Source organism: Streptomyces sp. NPDC005878, from assembly GCF_040629815.1.
In the GTDB taxonomy this organism is placed as follows: Bacteria; Actinomycetota; Actinomycetes; order Streptomycetales; family Streptomycetaceae; genus Streptomyces.
The window spans coordinates 96,809-120,073 of sequence record NZ_JBEXWK010000021.1 but is presented as its reverse complement, the minus strand read 5'-3'; the positions used below and the strand labels follow the sequence as shown (position 1 = coordinate 120,073).

The following is a 23,265-nucleotide window of genomic DNA, read 5'->3' as shown; positions in this document are numbered from 1 at the left end:
GCGGAAGGCGGGGATGGGGGCGGCGTGACCGGCGGCGGGTCTCCACCGTCGTCGGCCTCTGGTGAGGTACGGTGCCGACGGCTGTCCACGCAGCCTTGCTGGGGTGCCGTGCCCGGAATCGGTGCCGGGAAGGCAGAAGAAGACGTGGGCCTGCAGCGCCGCCATCACTTACTGACCACAGCATCCCGTGTGCTGTCTCTCTCGCATTGACCGGGCAGTGCCACAGGGAGACGCCATGTCCTCGTTCCGCGCCCAGCTCGGGGAAGCGGTCCGGCTGCGCCAGCAGGCCACCGGCGAGTCCTACAACCACGCCCAGCTGATGCTGAGTTCGTCCCCGGGTCCCGTACCGGTCCTCCCCGCTCCGACACCCGAGCAGCAGCGGTGGGAATCCTTCCTCGTCGGCCTGCTCGCGCCGGTCTTCGCCCGCCATGACGCCGGGTCGTTGTTCGGGATCCGCAGCGTGACGCCGATGGCGGACCACCTGATGCTGCGCATCGAGTGCGCGAACCTCGCCGCGTGGGCGCACGCCGTGTCCGGCGCCGGACGTGCGGGAGCGACGGGGCCGCGGATGCTAGTCGAGGCGGCACCCAAGGGGGTGAAGCTCATCGAGGAGTCGACTGGCGCGGTGGTGGTCCTGGACCGGGCCTTTCCTCGCCAGTGGCAGAGGGCCACCGCGGCGGCCCAGGCGCCGCACGACGCGCGGGGCGGGACCGTCGATCGGGCGGTGGAGCTGTCGCGATCGCTGTACGGGTTCGAGGCCTCGGCCCTGCTGCGCCGTGCCCGCCTGGTCTCCGCCGTCGGGATCGACGGCCAGGTGCACCTGGAGGTCCGCGACGAATCCGACGGCCGGCCGCGGCTGTTCGAGGTCGGTGGCGGGGAGCCGCGGGCCGTGCTGTGGCACGCCCTCGACGGCGCTCCCGAGGCTCTGTATCCCGCCCATGACGGGCCCGCGTTCCCGGCGTGCCGCCGCTTGGACCCGTAGGAGAGTGCGCGGGGCCAAGCGGTGCTCGATGCCCCGCCTGGACCGCTCCGCGCACTGCCTCTCCTCCTCGTTCTTCTTCACGCAGGGGCATCGCCCGGTGTGTACTCGGCGCGCAGGTCGGCCACCAGGCGGGCGCGCTCCTCGGTCAGCGGCATCCGCCTGGCGATGAACGACCCGTAGTTACTCAGGGACCAGTCGTCGCCATCGTGTCCGTTGTAACGCAAGTACCAAGCGACATGGGCCTGTTCGTCCACGTGCAGCTCGTCATCAGGCCAGTGCTGGTGTAGCGAGCGCAGGGCGCCGAAGTCGACCTGCACGGCGCCGGACAGGTCGGCCGTCTCGGGGATCTCGCCGTCGTCACCCCGCTCGAACAGCCTGCGTCGCCGCGCGGCCAGTGCGGCACGGCGCTGCCGCTTGTCCTCCTCGGCCAGGATGTCGGCGGCCTCCTCGGCGGTGGCCGGGCGGACCAGGATGCGGAAGTGCCAGCCGTCCTCGCCGATCAACTCCGGTGGCTGGTTGCCGTCTTCGTCCCGGCAGTACTCCGGTCGCCGCTCGCGGACCGTGGTGACGATCGCGGTGACCTCGCCCTCGCCCACACGGTGAAAGCCGGGCGCGTCGTCAGGGAAGGGGTGGCGGTAGTCGTAGAGGGTGCTGCGCAGCACGGTGCCCGCGGGCCCCCAGCGCTCGGGACGGGGGTGGAAGCGGCCCGGGACGCCGCGCTGGATCTCCCACAGTTCTTCGGCCGGGGGGCACTGGTTCTCCAGGTGGCGTACCTCCCAGCCGCTGCCCTGGCGGAGCAGGAGACCGGCGCCCGCTGGTACGAGGTTGCCGCACAGCATGCAGTCCTGCTCGCGGCCGTTCGCGCGAGGCGGCGGCGCGACGCGCTCCTCGGCCAGCGGGCACTGCTGCGGGTGGCGCGCCTTGATCAGGGCCTTCCCGTACGGGCCGGGCGAGGCCGGCGCGGCCTCGTACAGGATGCCCTCGCCCTGCTCAAGCCAGCCACCGCACCGGCCGCAGGCCTGCGGGAAGTCATTGGTGCGCGGCGGCGGGGGCGGGCACTGGCCCACCGGGTGGCGGGCCTCGGTGTAGCCGCGGGCGTTGCGGACCAGGATGCCTTCGCGGGCGGCAACCGGCTGGCGGCACAGGCCGCAGGTGTCGGCGCGTTCGTTGACGCGGGCCGGGGCCGCGGTGAGTTGGCGCACCGGTCCGGGCCGGGGTGGGTGCTTGTCCATCAGGCGGCGCATCGTGCCGCGTACCGAGGTGCCAAAGGCGTTGCGGATGCCGAGGGTGGAGTCCCGCTCCTCCTTGATCGTGCCGTCCGTCTTCACGCGCCAGATCCGCACCCGCTTCCTGTCGCCGCCGGGCAGCGGGTCGCACAGCACGAGCACCGCGCCGGCGGGGAGTTCGTAGGAGGCGTCGGCCTCGAGCCAGTCCCCGCGGCAGCACATCCCGCCGTGCTCGTCTTCGTCCAGGCCGCGCAGCAGCTTCCTCCAGGGCCTGACGGCGCCCTCGTCCGCCGGGGGGATCGCGACGGCGTACTCCTTGTTGTCCGGCATCCCGGCCACTCCTCCTCCACGGTCCGTCACCGACAGCATGACGGGCGGCACTGACAATTCCCTGTGACCAGCGGCAATGCCTCTTGTCACTGCGTCTGCCGGGGTGCCGGGCGGGGCTCGGACCCGCGTGCCCAGTGAGACCAGGACAGGTACCGGGGCCACCGGGGCGAACGTGTGTCCCGGCCGCCGTGCCGAGGCACCGACTGCCGAAATGGCTGCGGGGGTCAAACCCGCATTGAGAGCGAGCAGACGACCCTCGATCAGGGCCGCCCCGAGGACCTTCCCCACCTGCTGTACCCGACCGTTTGATCGCCGGTATCTGGTCCGATGTTCGGCAGCTTCATCGCCCGGCGTTTGCCGCTCTCCGAGCAACGCGCCCAGCTGATCGCAGGTTGTGAGCCCGAGTACCCGGCCTCTGGCTGAAGCCACGATCTGGCGGGAAGACGCCAGCCCTGTCAGTGGCGTACGGCACAGTGGCGGGGCGGAACCGTCTTCGTTCCGCCCCCACGACCACGAGGGCAGTGATGGATCGCGACACGTATGTCAAGAACTTCGCCAAGCGCCGAGACTGCGAACTGGCCGAGGAATTCCGATGGGTGCCCAGAATGTACCGGGCCGCCGCATCACGGCTGGAGAAGCTGGAGAGGCAGGCCGAGCGACAGTTCCCCGGCGTCTTCGACTGCCTGGACCAGGCGCGCGACGCCGTCGGCGACACCATCCCGACCTGGTGCTGGCTGCCTGTAGCCCATGTCCAGCAGGTCCTTGTCGACCACTACCCCCACCGCACCACCCGAGCTCCCGGCGCCACCGCACCGGGACTCGCCGCTCTGGCCGCAGCCGATGCAGCCAGACTGCAGGCGATCGGAGCATGGCGAGCCGCAGGACGGCACATGATCAACATCCACGACGCCACGGTCCTCGAGCTGAGGAAGGCGGGCGACCGGATGCCCACAGATCTGCCGCAGCGCTGGCCCCTCCACGGCCTCTATGTCGTCTCCGAGGCACCCAACGGCGCCCTGGGCGCCTTCCTCCACCTGGAGTGGGACGAACGAGAGCAGCGCGCCGAACTGCGCATCGCACCGGACGTCGCCCCCACCGCCGCCCTCGATCGCATCCCCGTCCAGCCCCTGCATCTGGAAGGCGGAACCGTGACGGAGGCCGCCCGCCGAACCGTGCTGTCCCTCCAGGCAGGGATCGACACGGTCCTCGGCACCGAGACCCTCCCGGATATTTCACCGGGTAGCGCCGTCGAGGAGACGGCTCAGCTGATCGCCGAGAAGAATGCCTTCTGGGTAGCGGCGGCCGATTGGTTGGCCTCCGATCGCACGACACCGTTCGACGCCGCCGTCATGGCCGGAGCCGAGCCCGCGGCCGACTGGCCGCCGGCCAAGACCCCCAGCACCGGCCGCGCCCCCATGCTGTGGCTGGCCGGTCCAGCCGGCTGACACGCCGACGCACGCCCAACCGGCAAGCATCCACCAGAACTGGCACCGCACTTCCCGTACGACACGCGCTACGCCGTGGCCTACCATCGACGAACCGTAGGGAGGGGGCGACAACCATGGATCACACGGCACGCATACCCGTGGCCGTCAGCGGCGGGGCCGCCCCGCAGCCGTGGCGCCGCAGGATCCGGCGGATTGCGGCGGTGCCCGTCCTGGCCGCGGTGGCAGTCGTCGCGATGGCCGTGGTCGTCGACTGGGCGCTGAGCCAGAGCGCCGCCTTCCGGGGATGGCTGGTCAGCCCGTTTGTCGGCCTGGCCGCCGTGGCGGGAGTCCTGCGGGGGCACCGGCTTGTCCGGCGCGCGTGCACCGCCGTGAGCCGGCCGCTGCGCGGCCTGCTGCGGCACGGCGCCTACCCCGAGGAGCTGGAGGTGGCGCGGGCGGGGGAAGCGCAGGACCTGGAGGAACTGCGCGCCGCGCTGGGCATCCGGATGTTCGGCGTGATCGATCTCTATCCGAGCGAGGCCGCCGACGAGCTCATCGCCGCCCTGCGCCGCGCCCTCGACCGCCCCGAGCCGCTGTCCGACGAGCTCCGCGCGTCCCTGCACGACCTGGACGACGGTGCCCGGCGCTGGCACGACACCCTCGCCTGAGCAACAACTCCCTCTCGCTCCGCGGACCGGTTACGGGAGTGTGATGAGCAGGCTGAGGTAAGCCTGCCCGGCTACTTCGCGTACGGCATCGGTATCTCCAGCTGGTCCGCGTGGACGTCGCCTGAAGCTCGGAGTGTGCCCGTGCATTCGGAGAACTGATGCCGCAGGTATGTGGCGATTCTGTGGTTGTGGTTGGCGTCGGGTTCGAACTCGATCACTACGCGTCTTCTGTCGCGGGCGAATCGCCCGACCGCCGAACCTGCGCGCCACACCCCGCACGGGTTCGTGGGCTGAGCCTTGCACTGCGGGCAAGGCACCGACTGGACGGCCCGGCGCCACGCGTGGATGGACTCCCAGGGCACAGTTCCGGGAAAGAGACTGCGCTGGTCCCAGAGCCGTCGGTCCGGGTAGTCGCCGTTGAGCAGGTGTGCCCCTCGCCACAGATGTCGCCAGATCTCTGTCCGCTCGGCCTCGCGGGCTTCCTTGCGGCCCAGGCCGGTGCGCAGGATGACGAAAGGCCAGCGTTCGCCAGTCTCCTCCTCGATCTCGCGCAGCCAGCTGCTCGCGGGCCCGGCGTACCGGTGGGTGCTGAGTCGCTTGCGGGGGGCCTGCGAGTGGCCTATGTAGCGAACGCGCTGATCTCGGGGATCGACGAGAGCGTAGACCGCGCACGAGTTCTCTCGTGCCTCAGTGCTCACGCGACAGGCCCGTTGCGTAGAGGTGGGGTCCTGCCGTAGGTGCTGGCGCCCCGGCGAGGGGATGGGTCCCGGGGGCGGCGGGTGCGTTGACGCGCTGGGCCCACCAGGTGCGCAGCCGGTACGGGGGGTGGGTGCTCGCCGCGCGCAGGACGAGTCCGAGGCGTGCGGGCTGCGGAAGCGTGCGCAGCAGGTTGGTGTTGCGCCCCCACAGGGCGATCACGGCATCGCGGCCGCAGGTGCGCACGGCGCAGGCGTCGCAGGCGAGTTCGCTGTGCCAGACCCAGCAGGTGTACAGCAGCCGGAGGGCTGCGGCCACCAGGACGGCGACAGCCAGGGGCAGCCACGCGGCCGCCAGGACCGTCAGGAGCACTCCCACGGCCTGGAGGACGGTCGAGCGCTCGTTGTCGCGACGCAGGATGTGGCCGAGCTCGTGCTCGAGGACGGCGGGCAGGTGGTCGGTGTCGCCCGGGCCGACCCAGTTGCTGCCCAGCCACACATGGGCCCGGCGCCCGTCACGCAGGGAGGCGGCCTCGTTCCCGTCGCCGGCCGGGTCCCAGCCGTCGCTGAACGCGATGGTCAGCCGCTGCAGGCGGTGGGCGCGGGCCACGCCCTGCAGGTGCCGCTCGATGTTCTGCATCCGCTGAACGGTCGTTCTGTAGAGAGGACTTGGGGCGTTCAGGGGGCCGGTCCGCAGGAGGCTGTTCCAGGTGAGGTGCTGGGCCCTGAACCCCTCGGCTACCTCAGTGCGTCGGTCGCTGGCGCAGTGAACCGCCCAGGCCCAGCTGGCGATCACGGCCATGGGAAGTGCGTGGAGTCCCAGGTGGGGCCCGCTCCCCCACTGTGTGACGACCGCGACCGTCAGCATCCAAACAACAACGAAGTGGCTCCAGAACCGAGCTCGTATCCAGCCCATCGAGTGCCTCACCGCCCCGCGCGGCCGGGCAGCGCGGTGCGCTCGTGCTGCACGAAAGCGGGGGGCTGCCGGTGCGCGGGGCGGGCGGCGCCGAACTCGTCAGGCTCCCACGGCCCGGAGGCGTACGGAGCGGGCGTGCTCCTTCGGATCAGCGTGATGTTCATGGAGGCTCCCGGGGTCAGGCGGCGTGCGGAGCGGGCGCGGCGGGGGTGTGTGCGGGCTCGGCTGGGACCGGCTGTGGACGTGGGGCTGCGCAGGGTTGGTCGAGGCAGTCGACCCAGCCGTCGGCGGTGCGGATCGAGATGTGCACGCCGTAGCGGGCGAGGACGTCGGCCAGGCGTCCGCCGCACACCGCGCAGCGAGGCCGCGGCGGCGCGGCGCGGCGGACGGGGCGGGCAGGGCGCGAGGGGGGTGTCGGGGAAGGGGCCGCGCGGTGGTGTCCGGCTCGGGCGGCCAGTTGGTGGGCGCGCTGGTTGTCCTGCTCGGCCTGGCGGCGAGCCTCGGCCGCCTTGTGGCGGATGCCTTGGTGCTCGGCGGTGAGCTTGTGCTCCAGGTCCTCGGACAGCACCAGGCCACGGCTGTTGAGGCCGAGTTGGGCCAGGGGGACGGTCTCCTCGTGGAGGTCGTCCCCCGCGCAGGGCGGGTGGTGCAGGGCGTAGCGGGACAGGTCCTCGCTCTCCCACCAGCGGCCGGTGCGCGGGTGGGGGTGGCCCCACAGGATGCGGACCTGACGGTCGGCGAGGTCGAGGATGCACACCGCGCTCTGCTCGGCGAGCAGGACGTGGGGCAGGGCCGTTCCCGGGCGCATGAACCAGATGTCGCGGATGCCGGCGACGGCGTAGTCCCGGTGGCGCTGCTGCCACAACGAGTCGGTGATCAGGCTGCTTTGGGCCTCCAGGGCGAGGCGGGAGCCGTCGGCGAGGCGGACGTGGACGTCGGCGCGGCGCTCGCGGCCGGGAATCCACTGCTCCTGGCGGACCTCGGTGACGTAGGGCAGCGAGCGCGCCCACCGTTCGAGCTGAGCCTTGGCCTCCAGGTGCCAGAGCGTTTCGGGGTGGTGGCCGCCTGGCGGGGCCATGTGCGGCGGGTGCGCGAAGTGGTGGCGCCGGGCGCCGCCGATCCTGCCCCGCGGGATCAGCGGGACGCTCGTGCCCGCCGGTACTCCGTCCAGGCCGAGGAAGCAGGCCGCGCACACCAGGCTCTCGCGGTGGCGGTAGCCCAGCGTGCGCCACTGGTCCATCGGCCGGTCCTCGATGTGGACGTGGCGGCCGGTGTCCAGGTCGAGCCCGACCACCAGCAGATCGTCCGCTGCCATGCGCTGCCCCCGTCGTTCTGAATCTGCTCGGTGCTGGCAGTTTTCGGGACGCAGGTGCTGGTGAGCGCCGTGCGGGGGCGGCGTCCCGCCCGGCGGACCGACGGGCGCGAAACATCTTCCGTGGCGGTCCGCCGGGCGGGACAAGGGGCGTCGTCCGGGAAAGGCGGGGCTGGAGGTGTCACAGGCTGCGCAAGCGAGGGGCCGCCCTCGTCGTCAGGCCGTACGGCCAGGTTCCTGCAGGAGGTCAGCCCCGGTGAGCCGCACCATCCCCGTGCTTCTTTCGTTCGTTGCGTCGATGACGGTGCTGAGCGCCGCGTTCAGTACGGTGCGCGCGTTCATGCTGGCGCAGGCGTCCTCGTCCGAGGCGCGTCTGGCCCGCCAGCGTGCGATGCAGGCCTGGGTGGGTGCGGTGCTCGTCGCGGTGGTCGCCTGGGTCGTGCGGGCGCGGCTGCCCGACGGCGGTGGGGACGCCGGGCGGCCGGGCTCGGTGTCCATACCGTGGCGGACCGTGGGGCTCGCGGCGGCCTCGGTGGCTGCCGTCGTGGCGGTGGCGGTCCTTCTCACGGGTCTCGTGCGGGCGCAGCGCCGCCGGCGGGACCGGGAGCACAAGGAGGAGGAGACCCGGTGGGCGGTGCAGGAGCGCATCGCCGCCGCGACGGCACGCCACGATGCGGTGCTCGAAGAGTACGGCGCTCATCTCGTCGACTACATGGCCGCGCTGGAGCGGCCCGCGCTCAACGATCTGTCCGTCAGCGAGACCGAGCGGTTCGACCGGGCGAGGATCAACGCGGACGACGCCCGCCTGACCGTGCGCCACGGCGCGCAGGAGCTCGTTGCCGCGTACCACGAGGCGGTGGCCGAGCTCGAGGTGTCGTGGCAGATCGCCCGGGACCATGCGGAGCGCGTCGGCACCTCCTACCTCGAGCCCGCGGTCTCCCGGCGCCTGGCGAAGGCCGCCGATCTGATGGCCGTGGTGCACGGTGGTACGACCGAGCACGAGCGGACGCTGGCGTATCAGCGGGTCCGCCGGCTGGTCGGCCCCTCGATACGCGTGCCGCAGGTAGCCGAGCTGGCGATCGCGCGCCTGGTCCGCCCCGTCCTGACGAATGAGGGCTTCGACGCGGCGGGCGGCCTGGACTCTCTGGTACGCGCGAGCCGGTCGGAGGAGGTCGTGGTGATCGCGCCCGCGCGCGGGGTGCCGTTCACGCGCCACCGCCTCGAAGATCTCACCTGACCCCGCCCGCCGGTTGCCGGCCGTCAGGCGGGCTGCCGCAGCAGGGCGATGACGGTGGCGTCGTCGCGGTAACCGTCCGCGTCAGCTTGCGCGGCGGAGGTCAGGGCGTCGGCGAGGGCCTGAGGGTCCGCCTCATGCGCGCGGCACAGCCGCTCCATCTCCTCCGGGTCCACCTGGTCCGGGATGCCGTCGGTCACGAGCAGGACCAGGCGGAGGTGTTCGGGGATCTGCGTCTCGCGGCACATGGCCGCGCCGGCCTGAGCGAGCCCGGTCCTGGACCAGTTGTCGTGGGCGGCGGCGAGGTCCACGGCCACGCCGTTGCGGCGCAGGTACTGGCCCATGCTCTGGTCGGTGCTCCACTGGGTGAGCGCGGCGCCGTCCCAGGCGTAGGCGCGGCAGTCGCCGATCCAGAGGATAGTGGTGGGCTGGCCCGGCTCCATGCGGGCGTAGACGGCGGAGGCGTGCGGCGGGGTGTCGTAGGCGTGGGCCATCTGTCCGGCGGTGGTCAGGGCGGCCAGTCCGCCCATGGTCATGCCGATGTGGGTGATCACCGGAGGCACCGCCTGGGCGTAACGGACGACTGCCGCGTCGTGGCCTGCGCCGTCGACGACGGCGCCACACACCCGCTGCCCGCGCCACTGGAGGTCGTACCCGTCAGCGCACGGGGGCTCAGTGCCCGGCCGCTGCGCCATCCCCACCGTGATCGCCTGCGTGCCCGCCTCTTGGTGGATATTGGTCTCGGCCATCGTCTTCTCCTTCGTGTCGGTCGTCGGCCTTGTCGGGCCGCCCTCTACTCCGGCTGAAGAAGAAGTTCGTCATGGAGTCCACGGGATTGCGAAGTTGAGGCTAATGGGACAGGAGTGACCCTTGGCGGCCGCGTCCAGCAAGCGATGTTGGGTCGGCTCCAGCGGCCGCATCCGGTCAGATCTTGTGATCCCCGCGCGCAGGTGAACGGTGCTGCGTACGCTAGAGGTTGACGTCCCGGTGGTCCCCCCGTGCCACCGGGACGCTGTTTGTCAGTGATCCCGGATCTGGTGGATCCCGTCCACCGGGTCCGATGCAGCCCGGATCCGGTCGCACCACGCGTCGGGCCACAGTGTGGCGGCGTCCCAGCGCAGCCCGCCGAGATATAGGTGGGTGAGGTCGACCGTGCGCAGGTCTGCTCTGCGGACGTCGTTGCACACACGGTCGAATGTCTCGTCCGCCTCCGCAAGATCAGTGGCCAGGCGCCTGAGCGTACTGCGGATGATGCGCGGCGTGGCGGTGGCGAGTTGCTCGGCGTCGCGACGGGCCTGGCGCAGGACGAGGGCGAGCTGTTCTGCGCCCGGGCCAGCATCGCGGACTTGGGGCGGGAGGGTGATGTCGAGCGTGTCCGCCACGGTGGTGATGGACCGGCCTGGGTGATCGAGAGCGTCCTGGGCCGCCCGCCGGGCTTCGGCGATCTGATGGGCGGCCCACAGCAGGTGCCCGCGGGTCTGCAGGCGCGTCGCGGCGTTCCAGGAAGCGATGGTCCGGGCAGCGGCCGCAACGGGGCGGCGGCGCCATGGGAGGTGCCGGGACACGTACGCAAGCCACGCCGCCGTGTTCACCGTTCCCCCCTTGTCCGCCCGGTCCTCGGAGCACTGTATGCCCGAACGCCGCCCGATACGGCCACGATCGAGGTGCCCGGCATGAGAGAGGGCCGAAACGATGAAGTCCCGCTTTGCAGCGGGGCTTCATCGGGCTCTAAGGACGGGCATGCGCAGCTGTGGCGCAGGGGCTCGTCCTGCCCGCGGACGGGAGGCCGGCGTCAGCGGCGCGACCACCTGAACCAACGCCCGGTCATCCGGCGCCCGGTGACCAAGAGCAGACCGAGGAGCAGAACGAGCAGGCCGACAGACTGTGCCAGCTCGACGCTCGGGCCGTCGTGGCGGACCACCATCAGGCCGCTGACCAGCGACATGACGACGGCGCCGAGCCCAAGGACAGCCTGGAAGAACACCATCAGTCGCCACATGCTTGGTTCCGCCTCCTCTGCCGTCGAGCCTCTTGCGCGCGTAAGGGTTGTTGTGCTCGTGACAGATGACTGTAGCAGTCTGATGATGTTGCAACGCTGTCAAGACCCGTCGGGTCGCGACAGCGTTGCTAGTTGATGGGTTGCCCGAGCCGCTCGGCGATCTGAGCGCGGATGGTTGCGGTCCTCTCAGGCGCGGTCACTTCCATGAGCATGTTGACCAGGTCGGAGGCGAGGGGGCCCGCCTCGTGGAGGGGAAGGTGCATCCATGCCTGGGCAGCGTTCTGTGCCGCGATCTGGGTGCGCCGCTTGCCCGGCCCGAGGCGATCGAACCAGGCGAGGGCGAGCCAGGTCCACGAGGCGGTCGCGAAGGCGAACTGGCCGCTCAGGTAGGCCAGGTCGGCTCGGAACTGTGCGGCCTCAAGGGTCGCGGAGGCCGTCTCGCCCTGCTCGGCGGTGAGCTGCTGCAGGATGCCGTCGGCCGCGGCTATGGCGGTATCGAAGTCGTGGGCCCGGCCTGCGGCCTGGGCGGCGGCGAGCCGCTCGAAGAGGCTGCTCGGCGTCTGCCCCGTCGCGGTGGACGCCGGTTGCGGGGCCACGGGCGGGGTTCCTGCCGCCTGAGTGGTGCCGTCGGGCATGACCTGCATGTCGAAGTGGGAGGCGGTGCGCTCGTCCTGGACGTGCACGAGGACTGGCTGGCCGCTGCCAGCGGCCTCGATGTGGAGGACTTGGACGACGACCTGCGAGGGGTCGACTCCGTCGGGGACGACCTGCGGCTCGTTGTCGAGGTAGAGCTGGCCGTCACGGCTGATGTGGACCTGGTAGCGGGTGCTGGTGTTCATGGTGTGTGACCCGCGGTATGGCTCCGCGGGCACTCCTCCTTGAGTAGGTCAGAGCGAGAGTCCGTGGCTGCGGAGATAGGCGCTGGGGTCGATGTCGGATCCGTACGCGGGGCCGGTGCGGGCTTCGAAGTGCAGGTGCGGGCCGGAGACGTTGCCGGTGGCACCGGAGAGGCCGATCTGCTGTCGGGCCTTGACCGTTTGTCCCTTGCTCACGGTGATCTTCGAGAGATGCCCGTACTGCGTGTACTTGCCGTCGCTCATCTTGATGATGACGTTGTTGCCGTACGCGCCGCCCCATCCGGCTTCGACGACGGTGCCGGTGCCGACGGCCTGGACGCGGGTGCCGGTGGCGACGGGAAAGTCGATGCCCGTGTGGTGACCTGAGGACCACATGCCGCCGCCGGCCTTGTAGGGGGTGGTGACGCGGGAGTTCTCCACGGGAAGCGCCCACCCGCCCTTGGCGCCGGTGGAGTTGGCCGCGTTCTCGACGGCGTCGCACCCGGAGGTCGTTGTGAGCACGGCCTTCTTGCCCCAGCTCTTGACGACGAGCTCACCGGCGGCCTTCTCCCATTTGGCGTACGCGTCGGGGAAGCCTGAGCGCTGAACGTTCTGGGCGGCTTGGGTGAGCGGCTTGACCTGCCACTTGTCGACCTTGGCGAGGCGCTCGAAGAAGGAGTTGCTCGCATAGATGGGGTCGGTGACCTGTGCGACGGTCCCCCAGCCCTGTGAGGGCCGCTGCTGGAAGAGGCCCTGCGAGTCGCGGTCTCCGTGGTGGATGTTCCGCAGCGTCGATTCCTGGATCGCGGTGGCCACCCCGATGACCGCCGCGCGGGGCGGCAAGCCTCGGCTCCGGGCGACGTTGGTGATGATGCTGGCGTTGCGCTGTTGTTCCTCGCTCCAGTTGACGCTCTCCTGTTTGCCCTGTGGGTTCAGCGGCACCGTGACCTGTCCGCCGGGCTCCGCGGCCGGTATTTCCTGCTCCTTGCTGGCCACCTGCATGGCCGAGTTGGCGGGTGTGCAGGAGTCCTCCCACCTCGATCCGTCGTCCGATCCGCCGGCGCCCAGCATCAGCGGCAGGCAGAGGACCCCCGCGAACATCGCCGCGATCCCGCCCCCGGCGATGCGTATGGCTGTGCTCATGTATCGATCCCCAGTCGTCGATGCGCATCCCGCCACGAGGGACGGAAACCGCAATTCCCGTGCCATGGGGTGAGCCCGTTTAGCCGGGCGTCCCAGGGCTGCGAATGCGCCTCTACATAGCCGTGTTTTGCGCGGCTAGCGTCTGCGCCGAGTGAAGGCAGCAGGGAATCGACAACTTGCGCTGAATTCTAAGGCATTGAATTGCGGATGCGTCAACGCATCGGCGCTGGGGAGGCGTTTAGCCGCCTCCCTATATTCGGCTGAAAACAATTCGGCGTGAGGCTCGCTTTCCGCGCTGTTGACGACCAGTTGTCCAGGTCCTTCGCGGACTGGGGCAGGCTTTCGCGGCCTGGGAGGGAATCGTGCAGGTAACACAGCAGGTGGTACAGCTCGCAGCCGAAGGCGGCATCGGTTCCATTACTGATGGCATTACGCCCAGTTGGGACGTGTTCGGCGAGATCGGGACCAAGGCAAAGATCATCGTCGGCGTGGTCATGGCCGGCGCGATTCTCTTCCTGCTCGGCAGTGCCATCATCGGCGCCGTACATATTCGCGTCGGAAACCAGCAGCACAACACGATGGAGACGAAGAAGGGCCAGACCATGGTCGCCAGTTCCCTTCTCGGTCTCTTTGCAGTCGCCTCCATGTCGACCCTGTTCGGCATCGTCTACGGGTTTGGAATCTAATGGCCGGCAACCAAAAGCAGACCGGAACGCGGAGCCTGACGGCGAAGGCGTCGGAAACTCCCGGCGCCGGAGAGCCATCCCCGTGGCGCAGGCTCAAGGTCGGCTCGATCATCTTCGGTGTCGTGCTGGCGCTCGGGGTGGCGCTGACCTTGTTCGGCGGCGGCGGGGGCACGGACGACAAGGGCACTCCCGAGACGCCCGCCACCTCCACGCCCACGTCGCAAGCAGGAGGCAGCGGGCCCGGCGCCAAGGCGAAGACCATCAAGGCCGGTATCCCGGTGGGGTATCCGCGCACCAAGGACGGCGCCGCGGCGGCCGCGGTCAACTACCAGGTCGCCCGTTCATCGCCGGGGTATTTCACCGACCAGGCGCTGCGCCACCAGGTGCTGAAGACAGTGATGACGTCCTCCGCGCTGGCCAATCAGCAGGCCCAGGACGACCAGTCCGCCAAGGCGCTGATGGCGGCTCTCGGCGTGACCGAGCAGACGGCCCCGGACATGGTGATGCGCGCTGCTTCGCTCGGCACCAGCGTGCGCTCGTACTCCCAGGACACGGCGACGGTCAAGGTCTGGATGAGCGAGGTCGTCGGGGTCCCCACGGAGAAATCGAAGATGCCCGTCTCCGGCAGCTGGTCGACCTACACGATGATCCTGCAGTGGCAGGACGGCGACTGGAAGGTCGCGACGATCGATCTGTCGGATGGCCCCACCCCCCTCGTCGCTCCTGACCAGTCGGCATCGTCTACCGACGAAATGCGCCTGGCGAACAAGGAATTCGAGGCGCCCCGCTATGCAGGCTGAATTCATGCAGCGGCGGGTGGCGCAGGGCCTTGTCGCCGCCATGTTCGCGAGCCTGCTGGTAGTAGCGGGCCCAGCAGCCCCGAAGGCCCAGGCAATTCCCGGCTGGACGAACCCTTGCAACTTGCCCGGCGGAAAGACCGTGTGCGACAAGGTGGAGGACGGCGCCAAGTGGGTCTATGACAAATCGGGCGCCGATTCCCTTGTCGACGGCGTGGGTGAGGCCATCGACTTCGCAAGTGACCCGCTCGGCTACCTGGAACAGAAGCTGCGGGCCGGCACCAAGAGCATGTTCGGCGCCTTCGGTGAAGAACTCACCGGAAAGAATCCGAACGAGCCCAAGAAGGGCAAGGGCAAGAAGGGCAAGGGGGACTAGGCGTGACGGAAATCGACTGGGGGAACCCGGGATTCATCCGCCTCTACGGTCTCGTCTTTGCCCTCGCCACCGTATTCACCATGGTCCAGTGGCTGATCTCGGTGGTGAAGCGAGTGGTCCGGGGAGTTCCCATCGCTCAGGCGGCCATGGAGAACGTCGGTTATCTACTGATGTCCGTGGCCGTGGCGGGGTTCATGCCGGCCATGGTGATGACCACCGTGAATTTCATCGACAGTGCGGCTGAGGCGATCCTCGGCGACTACATCGCCGAAGTATTCGTCGGTGGACTGGTCATCTTTGCCGCACTGGCCGCCATTTCCGTCCTGGTGCCCGGCTTCGGAGTGGTCATCGCCATTCCGATCGGGCTGGCGATCCTGTTCGCGGTGTTCGGCCTGTGGATCATGCTGGTCGTCCGCGACGCCCTCATACTCCTCGGGCTGATCTTCGGCCCGATCGTCTTCAGCGGTCTGGTCGACAAGGACCTGTGGGGCCACACCCGCAAATGGGTTGGGATCATGGGCGGGATCATCGCGAGCAAGCTGGGCATCTACCTCGCCCTCGCCTTGGCTGGCGCCCTCCTGGACGGCGTCGCCGACCCCAACCACGACATGACCTTGCCGCAAGCCATCGGCTCCTGCATCACCTTCATTGCCTTGCTCTTCATCGCCCTTTTCATGCCCTTCCAGATCGCGAAGTGGATACCCATCGTCGGTGACGAGATGCAGGCCATGGCCCAGGTCAAGGACGAGGCGGGCCAGCGGGCCAAGGCCGCACATCAACAGGGAAAGCAGAAGCAGAACGAGCTGCAGACACAGGCCGCGTCCAAGCCCTCGGCCGGCGGTGGAGGCGGTGCCGCGGGAGCGGCGAGCAAGGCCGCGCCACCTGCCGCCGCGGCGATGGCCGTCAAGGAAGCCGGCGACCAGCTCCGCGACCAGGCCGTGCAGGCCGCGAAGGACGGCGCCAACAACGCCTCCGGCGACGGCGGTGGGGGTGGTGGTCAGCAAGGTGGCGGTCAGCAGGGCGGCGGTCGTCAGGGCGGCGGCCCGGGCAGGGGCAAAGGCCCCGGCGGTGGTGGGAGCAGCCCGCGTGGTGGCAGCCGCGGCGGCTCCGGGGGCGGCACCCCGGGTGGTGCCCGGCGTCCGGCTCCCGCACCGCCTCCTCGGTCGAGTGCACCGGGTTCACGGCCCGGGGGTGCTGTCCCGCCCCCGCCGCCCAGGCCGGGCGGCCAGGCGCCCCCGCCCCCGGCGCCCGCTCCCCCGCCCCCTCCGCCGGCGAGCTAGCGGCAACCCTCCCCTCCCACAACACGCTTTGAGAAAGGAGTCGCGATGGACCGCGTCTTCAGCTTCCCCCGACCGCGGCCGCGCGGTCTGCTGGGGCGTCGCTTCGAAATGGACGAGCAGTTGGTCCTGCTCGGCGGCATCGTTCTTGCTGTCGGCCTGTTGGCCGGCCTCCCCGGGATTCCACTGAAGATCCTCGGATGCCTCGGCGCGGCCGGGACGTGCATCTACGTCACGATGGTCCCCTACAAGGGCCGCACCTTCCTGCGCTGGTACGAGATCCGCCGCACGCACCGGACACTGCTGCGCGACGGCAGGCTCCTGTACAAGTCGACCGCCCCGCTCGCGGGCCGCCGCCGGGACGGCACGCCGATGCCGGTGGAACAGCCGGTAGGCGTCCCGGGGTCGCTGGAGTGGATCACGGCGAAGACCGCGTACGGGGACATCGCCGTCCTCCTCCAGCCCACCGAGTCCATGTTCGTGGCGTGCATAGAGGTCGAGGGGGCCAAGAACTTCGGCGGCCTGGACGGCGCGGACAAGGAAGCGCTGGTCTCCGCCTACGAGTACCTGCTCAAGGAGACCGCGGAGTCGGGCGGGCGGATCGAGTACGTGCAGTGGTTGGCGCGGTTGCTGCCCACCGACCCCAATGCACACGCACACGATGCCGCCGCGCGGCGGGATCCGTCGGCGCCGTCCTGGCTGAGCGACTCCTACGACCAGTTGGTCGACATGGTGTCCATCTACGCCGAGGACCGCAGGCTGTTCCTGGTCCTGGGCATCCCCTACACCCACGAACTGTCTGCAGAAGCCCTGACCTACCAGACCCTGCACGACGGCTACGGCGAGGTGCTCGGCAAGGAGATCGAGCAGTTCATCCGCGGGCTGGGCGGCGCGCAGCTGCGCTGGGTGCGCAACCTCGACGAGCCCGCGCTCGCGTCTTTGATCCACCACGCCTACGCGCCCGACCACTGGATCAACGACACCCGGGGCATGGACCGCGCGTCCTGCTGGCCGGCCGAGATGGACGCGCGGGAGCCCACCCGCATGGCGGCCCGCAGCTGGGAAGGTGCCGACCCCTGGTACACCGCCACGGCCTGGATCAAGCAGTTCCCTGTGCTCCCGGTGGGCGTGAACTTCATGGCCCCGTTGCTGCTGTACGTCTCCGACGTGATTCTGACGGTCGGGGTGACGATGCGGCTGCTGCCTGCCGACAAGGCCCTCGAGGACGCCATGGCGGACGTCACCAACGAGGCCGGGCAGGCAGACAACCACCCCGGAAAGATCATCGACCCGCGTGAGGAGCGTGAGCTGGGGGCGTCTGCCTCCACCATGCACGACCTGGCCAACGGCGCGGCTGGCGTGAGGCTAACTGGGTGGGTCACCGTCACCGCGCCCGACCCCGAACTGCTCGTCCAGCACCGCAACACGGTGCGGGCGGCCGCGGTCAAGAGCCAGTTGGCGCTGGAGTGGTGCGACTCCGAGCAGTACCGCGCCTTCGCCAACACCCTGCCCATGGTCACCGGACTGCTGAAGGACTGAGGTGCATGCTCGAACTCGTACGCCGCCAGTCCCAGACCAGACGGCGCGCCCTGCGCACCACTACCGCCACCGCCTCCGGGCTCTATCCCGCGGTCGGCGCGCCGTCTTCGGACCCGAGGGGCGTGATCATCGGCCGGGAGATCTACTCCGGCAAGGCCTACATCTACGACCCGTTCATCCTCTACGACCCCTCCGCGCGCGAGCGCCTCCCCAGCGGTCACGCGCTCGTCCTCGGCAAGTCCGGTTTCGGCAAGTCATCGCTGGAAAAGTGCTACGTGCTGCGGCAGCTGCGCTTCCGCGACCGCTCCTTCTGCATCCTGGACGCGCAGGGTGAGGATGGGGTGGGCGAGTGGGACAGCATCGCCCGCGCCCTCGGCGTCACCCCGATCCGCCTGGTGTACGGCGGTGAGGACGGCGAGGGAGTGCGGCTCAACCCGCTGGACCCGCGAATTCCCTCCCAGTACCAGTTCAAGATCCTCTGCAGCATGGTGGAGATCATCGGCGGGCCGCTGAGCAGCGAGAGCGAGTTCTCCCTCTCGGTCGCCCATGCGGCCGCACAGGTGCGGGCCGCGGCCGAGGACCGGGTCGCGGTCCTGTCCGACATCCACGACGCGCTGACCAACCCTGAGCCGGCCATGCTCGGCCGGCGCCAGGTCGGCGTCGAGGACATGGTCGAGTGGGGCCAGCCAGCCAGCCTCGCGATGGACCAACTGTGCAGCCCCACTCGGGACTTGGCTGGGTTGTTCAACGGTCCCACCACGCCCGGGATCGACTTGGACGCGCGGCTCATCGTCTTCGACCTCACACGCCTGCCGCGTGAGGGCGAGGCCATGCCGCTGCTGATGAGCGTGATCGGCCCGTGGCTGCGCTACGCATGGATCAAGCCCGGCGACAGCATCAAGCGCACCTTGATCGTCGAAGAGGCGTGGCACATCCTGTCCCACCGGCCCGTGGCCAGGCTCTTCGAGGAATTTGTCCGGTACGGACGACGCCTCGGCCTCTCCTTCTGGGCGATCTTGCACCACCTCGGCGACCTGATGGTCGAGGAGGCCCCCGAGGCGGCGGCGATCTTGAAACTGACCGCCACCCGGGTGCTCTACCACATGGACAAGGCCGAGGCCGACATCACGGCGGACTACCTGCAACTGCCCGACTGGGCGCGTGAAGCGCTAGTCGACGGTGCCAGCCGCTGCTCCCCGGGACGAGCCGTGTGGCAGGTGGGCAACCGGATGCATCTGGTGGAGCACATCCGCAGCGCGACCGAGTCGGAGCTGACCAATACCAACCGCAAGATGACCGAGGCCGCCTCCGAGAGCCAGGCGCCCGCGGCACCGCTCATCTCGATGCGAAAGAGCGCCGCCTGATGACCCTCTGGAACCTCACCGCCCGCGCCCCGGCCCGGCACGCCGCAGCCCCATCCGCCGCGTCGTCTGCCCGCCTCTGCACGGCATCGGTGCGCCGCAGGGGCCACGCCGCCGCCCCTGCCTCGATATCCACCGGTGGGGGTGCTCGGTAGTGGCCAAAGTTGTCACCCCGCACTCGGGCAACCGCCTGCACGTCTACAAGGACGCCTGGTGGATCGCCCTGTGCATCACCGCAGTTGCTCTCACCCTCTGGGCGTGGGTGGCCACCATCCTCTCCGGCCTGCTCGCGCACGCCTCGCCCGCGATGGTGTCGTGGAACGAGACAGCGGCCGCCATCCCCGTGCTGGTCACCAACCCCCTGCACCCGCAGGACGCCTACCCGGCCGGATCCGGCGTAGGCGGGCCGTTCGCCTTCTATCCGCCGTTTCTCGCGGTGGCGGCCGGCACCTGCTGGGGCGCCCGCGCCGGATGGCGGCGCTGGCGTACGACGCGGGACGAAGGTACTGACGGCCTGGCCACGAGCGCCCAGTTGCAGGAGGCCATGGGCGAGGCAAAGGCCCTGTCCCGGCTCGGGGCCCTGCGCCCGAGCCTGGCCACTCCGAAGCCCTCCCTCGACAAGGCGGCCGCACCGTCCAAGGCTCTGCCGTGGCGCTCCAGCGCACCGTCACGGGTGACCGACGTGCCGGTGAGCGAAGTCGCCGTGTTCTGCGGCACCGCGATCCCGACCGGCGTGAGGCTTTACATCCCGTTCGAGGAAACCGTCCTGATCGTGGCCCCTCCCCGAGAGGGCAAGACGAGTCAGCTGATCATGCCGTGGATCCTCGACTTCCCCGGCAGCGTGCTCGCCACCTCCTCCAAGACCGACGTCCTGTACGCGACGGCCAAGAGCCGCGAGAAGTACGGGCCGGTCATGGTGCTCGACCCGACGGGCCTGTCCAACTGGCCGCTGCAACTGCAGTGGGCCATCACGGATGGCTGCGAGGACTTCACCGTCGCCCGCAAACGCGCCGAGACCCTCACTGGCACCGCAAAGTCGGATGAAGGCACCAAAAACGGCGGCTACTTCGTCATGAACGCCCAGATGCTCATGACGTGCTGGCTGCACGCCGCCGCGCTCGACGGGCTGAGCGGCATGGACATCCTGCGCTGGGCCACCGCTCCCACCGAGCGGCAGCCGGTAGACATCCTGGCCGCCCATGGCCAGGAGAACCTCGCCCGGGCCCTTGCCGCCCAGCACGCCGCGGCGCCCGAGGAGCGGTCGGCGAGCTGGCGCACCGCCGAGCAGTCCATCCTCGCCCTGTACGACCAGAAGGTTGCCGCCATCTTCGGCAAGTCGGCTCGCGATGAGAAGAACTTCTCTATCGCGAAGTGGCTCACCGAGGGCGGCACCGTCTTCCTCATCGGGGAGGAGGACGAGGGCTCCAGCCTGGCGCCCATCCTGGCGGCGTTCTCGCGGGCCATCCTCGACACTGCCAAGGTGATCGCGGCCCGGATGCCCAACGGCCGCCTCGACCCACCGTTTGCGCTGCTCGGTGACGAGTTGGCCAACGTGGCTCCGCTGCCGCAGATCCCGAGCCTGATGTCGGTGTCCGGCTCGCAGAACATTTTCATGGTCGCCGTGTTGCAGAACTTGGCGCAGGCGCACGAGAGGTGGGGGGAGCTGGGCGTCAGGAAGATGTTCGCGGCTGCGACCATCAAGGTCATCTTGGGTGGTGTCTCGGACGAGCAGGAGCTCAAGACGTACTCCCAGCTCGCCGGCGAGTTCGAAGAGGACACCGAGTCGGTCAGCGACGACGGAGAGCGCGCTTCCATCAGCATCTCTACCCGGCGCCGGGCCGTGCTCGAACCCGGGGACATCCGGCAGATCAAGGAGCGCGAGGGCCTGGTCGTACACCGGCGAACTCCCGTCACACGGGTGAAGTTCGAGCGGATCCACGAAGGCCCGCGCGCCAAGGAGATCAGCGAAGCCACTAAGGAAGCCCTGAAGAAGGTGAACAGCCATGCCGCCAGCAACTGAGTGGTCCCTGGTCGTCCTGCAGTCCGTGCGCGGCAGGTTGTCCAACCTCACACGACGCGTCGCCCGCCTGGAGGCATGTGCGGCCCCGGGCCCCGCCCAACCGCGCCGCTCCGAAGAGGCCGATGACTTCTTCGATGCTGTCCTCGATGCGCTGGACGCCTTCAACAACGAGCAACGTGTGGTGTTCAAGCACCTGAAGCGCCTCGAAGAGGCTCTCTCGGTTGCTCCCACGCCGCCGTCTGCCCGCCGTGACAGCGATCCTCTGGGCCCGCTCTTTGACGCGCTGGAATCCATCAACGACGAGCTCACCGGTTTCGCCGCGCGCCTGGCCCGACTCGAAGACGCCGCATTCCAGGTCCGGTTCCTCCCCTGGCTCCCGCGGTTGCTGAGCTCTTCATCCGCTGCAGCGACCGTGCGCGCGGCGAGGAGCCGCCTGGCACGAAAGGCGGTGTCACGTGCCTGATCCGCTCGGCCCGCTCTTCGACGCGCTGGAGTCCATCAACGGCGAGCTCACCGGTTTCGCCGCGCGCCTGGCCAGGCTTGAGGACTCTGGAGCAGTGCGGGGTGCGGCGAAGCAGGGGGCCGCCGGCGAGGATGGCGGCAGTGACAGCGCCCGCGCCCGCGGCGCGCCCGTCGTGTGGCACAAGGTCAAGGAGGAGGAACGCGCCGAGCTGTGGGGCGAGTTCACCGCGTGGGTGATCCGCATGGCCGACACCTACGAGCTGACCACCGAGCAGCTTCCGCATGCCTGCTGGTGGGAGCACGGAGCCGTGGTGGCCGAACTGACCGCGCTGTGGACCGGCTGGGAGTCGGCCTTCGGCAACGAGGAGGACGCGGCGGCAGGCCCCTACCTGTGGCATGACGCCTGGGCACGCGGCATCGAACGGATCGGGCGCTCGTGGCTCGGCGAGTGCACCAACGGATACCACCAGGCCAAGTCGCGCACCGTCTGGGGCACCGATCCCGCCTATCGCAAGAAGATCATTGAGGCGGGGCCACCCGGTGTGAGCAGCGGCGGACCAACTAACCCCAAAGCCGCATAGCCCCCTCCCCGGTCCCGGCATCACCCAGCGTCATCACCGACCTGGGTTGTGCCGGCCACCGCCAACCGAGTCTGCCGTGGGCACGCTCATCCTCCGACGAAAGGTACGACCTGATGACCACCGCCATCCGGCCCCGCCACGCCTGCGACCAGGTACTCCATGTCAGCGCCGTCGAGACACCCCTGATCACCGAATTCGTCGCCTCCCTCAGCCACCTCGAGCGCGCAGTCGCCCTCTGCGGCACCTCCGCCGCCCTCGTGCTGCCCAACGGGAAGTCCGTCACCACTCGCGAGATGAGCGAATGGGTGGCCATGAACACCAACCGCCTCCACGCCCTCCTGGAAAAGATCACCGACACCTTCCCCGAGCAGCGGACGACGTCGGCCCCCGTTCTCCCCTGAGCCGAACTGCGGCGCGCACCCGGCGGCGCGGCCAGGCGCAGCGGCCTCGGTCACCGCAGCCGGGTCACCGTCACCACCCCGTGCCGAGTCGTCCCGCTCAGCACCTCGACCAGCGGGCCTGACTCCACCACCTGGTACACCGCCCCGGAATCCGTGCGTGCCCTAAGCGCCGGGTGTGCGCCGGTCAGGTGGGCTGCCACCTGCGACGCGAGCTGTGCGTTGACCTGCTGGGAGAGCGCGATGCGGCTGTCCGGCAGACGGACAGCCAGTGCCCGCGGCCGCGATGCGGGGCCGGTGTAGCCGACAACCTGCGCATCCACGGTGTCCGCGTGGCGCACCTTCTTCCAGATCCGGCCCGCGCGATACGGGGAGGTGGCGTGCTTGGCGACCAGGCCCTCGACCCCTTGCACCCGCAGGGCGTCGTGCCACAGCAGCGCGGTGGCCCGGTCGTCCGTGGCCGGGACCGCCTGCAGGGGTGGCCCCACGTCTTCGAGCACGTCGAGCAGCAGCGCCCTGCGCTCCAGGTACGGGCGGGATCGGACGTCTCCGTGCTCGGGGTGTACGAGGATGTCCCATGCGGCGTACGAGGCAGGCCACCGGGCTGCGAGATTCGCCGCTCTGGCAGGGGCAGAGGCCGCCCGGGCCTGCGCCGCGCTGAAGTCGACGTGGCCGGATACGTAGACGATGGCTTCGCCGTCAAGGACAGTCACGGCGGGCAGTCGCAGAGCCGCCCGGGCCAGGTCCGACCAGACGTCGGTCACCTCGCGGCCGGACCGGGACTGCAGGCGCACGCCGCTCTCCTCACGCCACAAGATCACCCTATGCCCATCGAACTTGGGTTCGAACCACCAGCCTCGTCCGGCCGGGAGCTGGGGCACCGACTGGGCAAGGGCTACGGGCGCTGGGAACTCCACCCCACCAGCCTGCGGTGGCCCCTGGCGCACCGCCCGTCGACGCCCGCTCCTCCGCGCACACCCCTACGTCTTGTCTGAGGTGC

The 23,265-nt window shown here is 69.9% G+C and carries 24 protein-coding genes; 14 read left to right on the top strand and 10 right to left on the bottom strand.

Features of this window, described 5'->3' with window-relative positions; translation table 11 throughout:
- Positions 1–235 precede the first annotated feature (235 nt).
- Positions 236–982 (top strand): hypothetical protein, encoded by a 747-nt coding sequence (locus tag ABZ404_RS27120; protein WP_358834803.1) that lies wholly within the window; start codon positions 236–238, stop codon positions 980–982.
- Positions 983–1,059: 77 nt separating this feature from the next.
- On the opposite strand, the gene ABZ404_RS27115 is transcribed toward ABZ404_RS27120, so the two are convergent.
- Positions 1,060–2,538, bottom strand: a complete 1,479-nt coding sequence (locus tag ABZ404_RS27115) for a hypothetical protein (protein WP_358834804.1) — start codon at positions 2,536–2,538, stop codon at positions 1,060–1,062.
- Between the two features lie 524 nt (positions 2,539–3,062).
- Between ABZ404_RS27115 and ABZ404_RS27110 the strand changes: the two genes are divergently transcribed.
- Together ABZ404_RS27110 and ABZ404_RS27105 are read left to right on the top strand one after the other, a co-directional pair.
- A complete protein-coding gene (locus ABZ404_RS27110) occupies positions 3,063–3,983 on the top strand; it encodes a hypothetical protein (RefSeq protein ID WP_358834805.1) in 921 nt (306 codons plus the stop codon).
- A 116-nt stretch (positions 3,984–4,099) separates the two neighbouring features.
- Positions 4,100–4,633, top strand: coding sequence for a hypothetical protein (locus tag ABZ404_RS27105; protein ID WP_358834806.1), 534 nt, complete (start codon positions 4,100–4,102; stop codon positions 4,631–4,633).
- A 687-nt stretch (positions 4,634–5,320) separates the two neighbouring features.
- On the opposite strand, the gene ABZ404_RS27100 is transcribed toward ABZ404_RS27105, so the two are convergent.
- The 3 genes from ABZ404_RS27100 to ABZ404_RS27090 form a co-directional block, all read right to left on the bottom strand.
- A complete protein-coding gene (locus ABZ404_RS27100) occupies positions 5,321–5,968 on the bottom strand; it encodes a M48 family metalloprotease (RefSeq protein WP_358834808.1) in 648 nt (215 codons plus the stop codon).
- Positions 5,969–6,252: 284 nt separating this feature from the next.
- Positions 6,253–6,408, bottom strand: a complete 156-nt coding sequence (locus ABZ404_RS27095; RefSeq protein WP_358990982.1) for a hypothetical protein — start codon at positions 6,406–6,408, stop codon at positions 6,253–6,255.
- Positions 6,409–6,422: 14 nt separating this feature from the next.
- Positions 6,423–7,559, bottom strand: coding sequence for a competence protein CoiA family protein (locus ABZ404_RS27090; RefSeq protein ID WP_358990979.1), 1,137 nt, complete (start codon positions 7,557–7,559; stop codon positions 6,423–6,425).
- 295 nt (positions 7,560–7,854) lie between these two features.
- Here ABZ404_RS27090 and ABZ404_RS27085 point away from each other — a divergent pair, with 295 nt between their 5' ends.
- Complete coding sequence (locus tag ABZ404_RS27085; protein WP_358990976.1) at positions 7,855–8,793, top strand: hypothetical protein; 939 nt, start codon at positions 7,855–7,857, stop codon at positions 8,791–8,793.
- A 23-nt stretch (positions 8,794–8,816) separates the two neighbouring features.
- Here the strand turns inward: ABZ404_RS27085 and ABZ404_RS27080 are convergent, their stop codons facing one another.
- The 5 genes from ABZ404_RS27080 to ABZ404_RS27060 all read right to left on the bottom strand — a co-directional run bounded on the left by ABZ404_RS27080 (position 8,817) and on the right by ABZ404_RS27060 (position 12,768).
- Positions 8,817–9,539 (bottom strand): hypothetical protein, encoded by a 723-nt coding sequence (locus tag ABZ404_RS27080; RefSeq protein WP_358836874.1) that lies wholly within the window; start codon positions 9,537–9,539, stop codon positions 8,817–8,819.
- Between the two features lie 270 nt (positions 9,540–9,809).
- Positions 9,810–10,382: a hypothetical protein gene (locus ABZ404_RS27075; RefSeq protein WP_358836875.1), complete on the bottom strand. Its 573-nt coding sequence runs from the start codon at positions 10,380–10,382 to the stop codon at positions 9,810–9,812.
- Between the two features lie 200 nt (positions 10,383–10,582).
- On the bottom strand, positions 10,583–10,789 hold the full coding sequence (locus tag ABZ404_RS27070) for a hypothetical protein (RefSeq protein WP_358836876.1): 207 nt from the start codon (positions 10,787–10,789) through the stop codon (positions 10,583–10,585).
- 128 nt (positions 10,790–10,917) lie between these two features.
- Positions 10,918–11,628 (bottom strand): hypothetical protein, encoded by a 711-nt coding sequence (locus ABZ404_RS27065; RefSeq protein WP_358836877.1) that lies wholly within the window; start codon positions 11,626–11,628, stop codon positions 10,918–10,920.
- A 48-nt stretch (positions 11,629–11,676) separates the two neighbouring features.
- The gene (locus ABZ404_RS27060; RefSeq protein WP_358836878.1) at positions 11,677–12,768 is read right to left on the bottom strand and encodes a M23 family metallopeptidase; all 1,092 of its coding nucleotides are present in this window, start codon (positions 12,766–12,768) and stop codon (positions 11,677–11,679) included.
- 362 nt (positions 12,769–13,130) lie between these two features.
- On the opposite strand from ABZ404_RS27060, the gene ABZ404_RS27055 reads away from it, so the two are divergent.
- The 10 genes from ABZ404_RS27055 to ABZ404_RS27010 all read left to right on the top strand — a co-directional run bounded on the left by ABZ404_RS27055 (position 13,131) and on the right by ABZ404_RS27010 (position 22,268).
- Positions 13,131–13,454, top strand: coding sequence for a hypothetical protein (locus ABZ404_RS27055; protein WP_358836879.1), 324 nt, complete (start codon positions 13,131–13,133; stop codon positions 13,452–13,454).
- Positions 13,454–14,254, top strand: coding sequence for a hypothetical protein (locus ABZ404_RS27050; RefSeq protein WP_358836880.1), 801 nt, complete (start codon positions 13,454–13,456; stop codon positions 14,252–14,254). The genes ABZ404_RS27055 and ABZ404_RS27050 overlap by 1 nt, the downstream gene beginning before the upstream one ends.
- Positions 14,244–14,627, top strand: coding sequence for a hypothetical protein (locus ABZ404_RS27045; protein WP_358836881.1), 384 nt, complete (start codon positions 14,244–14,246; stop codon positions 14,625–14,627). Before ABZ404_RS27050 ends, ABZ404_RS27045 begins: the two co-directional genes overlap by 11 nt.
- A gap of 2 nt (positions 14,628–14,629) precedes the next feature.
- Entirely contained in the window at positions 14,630–15,907 is a 1,278-nt protein-coding gene (locus tag ABZ404_RS27040) for a hypothetical protein (RefSeq protein WP_358990973.1), read from the top strand.
- 45 nt (positions 15,908–15,952) lie between these two features.
- On the top strand, positions 15,953–17,443 hold the full coding sequence (locus tag ABZ404_RS27035; protein WP_358836796.1) for an SCO6880 family protein: 1,491 nt from the start codon (positions 15,953–15,955) through the stop codon (positions 17,441–17,443).
- Between the two features lie 5 nt (positions 17,444–17,448).
- A complete protein-coding gene (locus ABZ404_RS27030) occupies positions 17,449–18,807 on the top strand; it encodes an ATP/GTP-binding protein (RefSeq protein ID WP_358836795.1) in 1,359 nt (452 codons plus the stop codon).
- Positions 18,808–18,958: 151 nt separating this feature from the next.
- The gene (locus ABZ404_RS27025) at positions 18,959–20,824 is read left to right on the top strand and encodes a TraM recognition domain-containing protein (protein ID WP_358836794.1); all 1,866 of its coding nucleotides are present in this window, start codon (positions 18,959–18,961) and stop codon (positions 20,822–20,824) included.
- Complete coding sequence (locus ABZ404_RS27020) at positions 20,808–21,287, top strand: hypothetical protein (protein WP_358836793.1); 480 nt, start codon at positions 20,808–20,810, stop codon at positions 21,285–21,287. Before ABZ404_RS27025 ends, ABZ404_RS27020 begins: the two co-directional genes overlap by 17 nt.
- Positions 21,280–21,867, top strand: coding sequence for a hypothetical protein (locus ABZ404_RS27015; RefSeq protein ID WP_358836792.1), 588 nt, complete (start codon positions 21,280–21,282; stop codon positions 21,865–21,867). The genes ABZ404_RS27020 and ABZ404_RS27015 overlap by 8 nt, the downstream gene beginning before the upstream one ends.
- A 113-nt stretch (positions 21,868–21,980) precedes the next feature.
- Positions 21,981–22,268, top strand: coding sequence for a hypothetical protein (locus ABZ404_RS27010; RefSeq protein WP_358836791.1), 288 nt, complete (start codon positions 21,981–21,983; stop codon positions 22,266–22,268).
- Between the two features lie 50 nt (positions 22,269–22,318).
- Here ABZ404_RS27010 and ABZ404_RS27005 read toward each other — a convergent pair whose 3' ends face one another.
- Positions 22,319–23,146: a DNA ligase gene (locus ABZ404_RS27005; protein ID WP_358836798.1), complete on the bottom strand. Its 828-nt coding sequence runs from the start codon at positions 23,144–23,146 to the stop codon at positions 22,319–22,321.
- Between the last annotated feature and the right edge of the window lie 119 nt (positions 23,147–23,265).

What these genes read in the sequence shown, in the direction of transcription:
- ABZ404_RS27120 (WP_358834803.1), top strand. Translation starts at nt 236, where the DNA reads ATGTCCTCGTTCCGCGCCCAGCTCGGGGAAGCGGTCCGGCTGCGCCAG.
- ABZ404_RS27115 (WP_358834804.1), bottom strand. Translation starts at nt 2,538, where the DNA reads ATGCCGGACAACAAGGAGTACGCCGTCGCGATCCCCCCGGCGGACGAG.
- ABZ404_RS27110 (WP_358834805.1), top strand. Translation starts at nt 3,063, where the DNA reads ATGGATCGCGACACGTATGTCAAGAACTTCGCCAAGCGCCGAGACTGC.
- ABZ404_RS27105 (WP_358834806.1), top strand. Translation starts at nt 4,100, where the DNA reads ATGGATCACACGGCACGCATACCCGTGGCCGTCAGCGGCGGGGCCGCC.
- ABZ404_RS27100 (WP_358834808.1), bottom strand. Translation starts at nt 5,968, where the DNA reads ATGCAGAACATCGAGCGGCACCTGCAGGGCGTGGCCCGCGCCCACCGC.
- ABZ404_RS27095 (WP_358990982.1), bottom strand. Translation starts at nt 6,408, where the DNA reads ATGAACATCACGCTGATCCGAAGGAGCACGCCCGCTCCGTACGCCTCC.
- ABZ404_RS27090 (WP_358990979.1), bottom strand. Translation starts at nt 7,559, where the DNA reads ATGGCAGCGGACGATCTGCTGGTGGTCGGGCTCGACCTGGACACCGGC.
- ABZ404_RS27085 (WP_358990976.1), top strand. Translation starts at nt 7,855, where the DNA reads ATGACGGTGCTGAGCGCCGCGTTCAGTACGGTGCGCGCGTTCATGCTG.
- ABZ404_RS27080 (WP_358836874.1), bottom strand. Translation starts at nt 9,539, where the DNA reads ATGGCCGAGACCAATATCCACCAAGAGGCGGGCACGCAGGCGATCACG.
- ABZ404_RS27070 (WP_358836876.1), bottom strand. Translation starts at nt 10,789, where the DNA reads ATGTGGCGACTGATGGTGTTCTTCCAGGCTGTCCTTGGGCTCGGCGCC.
- ABZ404_RS27065 (WP_358836877.1), bottom strand. Translation starts at nt 11,628, where the DNA reads ATGAACACCAGCACCCGCTACCAGGTCCACATCAGCCGTGACGGCCAG.
- ABZ404_RS27060 (WP_358836878.1), bottom strand. Translation starts at nt 12,768, where the DNA reads ATGAGCACAGCCATACGCATCGCCGGGGGCGGGATCGCGGCGATGTTC.
- ABZ404_RS27050 (WP_358836880.1), top strand. Translation starts at nt 13,454, where the DNA reads ATGGCCGGCAACCAAAAGCAGACCGGAACGCGGAGCCTGACGGCGAAG.
- ABZ404_RS27045 (WP_358836881.1), top strand. Translation starts at nt 14,244, where the DNA reads ATGCAGGCTGAATTCATGCAGCGGCGGGTGGCGCAGGGCCTTGTCGCC.
- ABZ404_RS27035 (WP_358836796.1), top strand. Translation starts at nt 15,953, where the DNA reads ATGGACCGCGTCTTCAGCTTCCCCCGACCGCGGCCGCGCGGTCTGCTG.
- ABZ404_RS27030 (WP_358836795.1), top strand. Translation starts at nt 17,449, where the DNA reads ATGCTCGAACTCGTACGCCGCCAGTCCCAGACCAGACGGCGCGCCCTG.
- ABZ404_RS27020 (WP_358836793.1), top strand. Translation starts at nt 20,808, where the DNA reads ATGCCGCCAGCAACTGAGTGGTCCCTGGTCGTCCTGCAGTCCGTGCGC.
- ABZ404_RS27010 (WP_358836791.1), top strand. Translation starts at nt 21,981, where the DNA reads ATGACCACCGCCATCCGGCCCCGCCACGCCTGCGACCAGGTACTCCAT.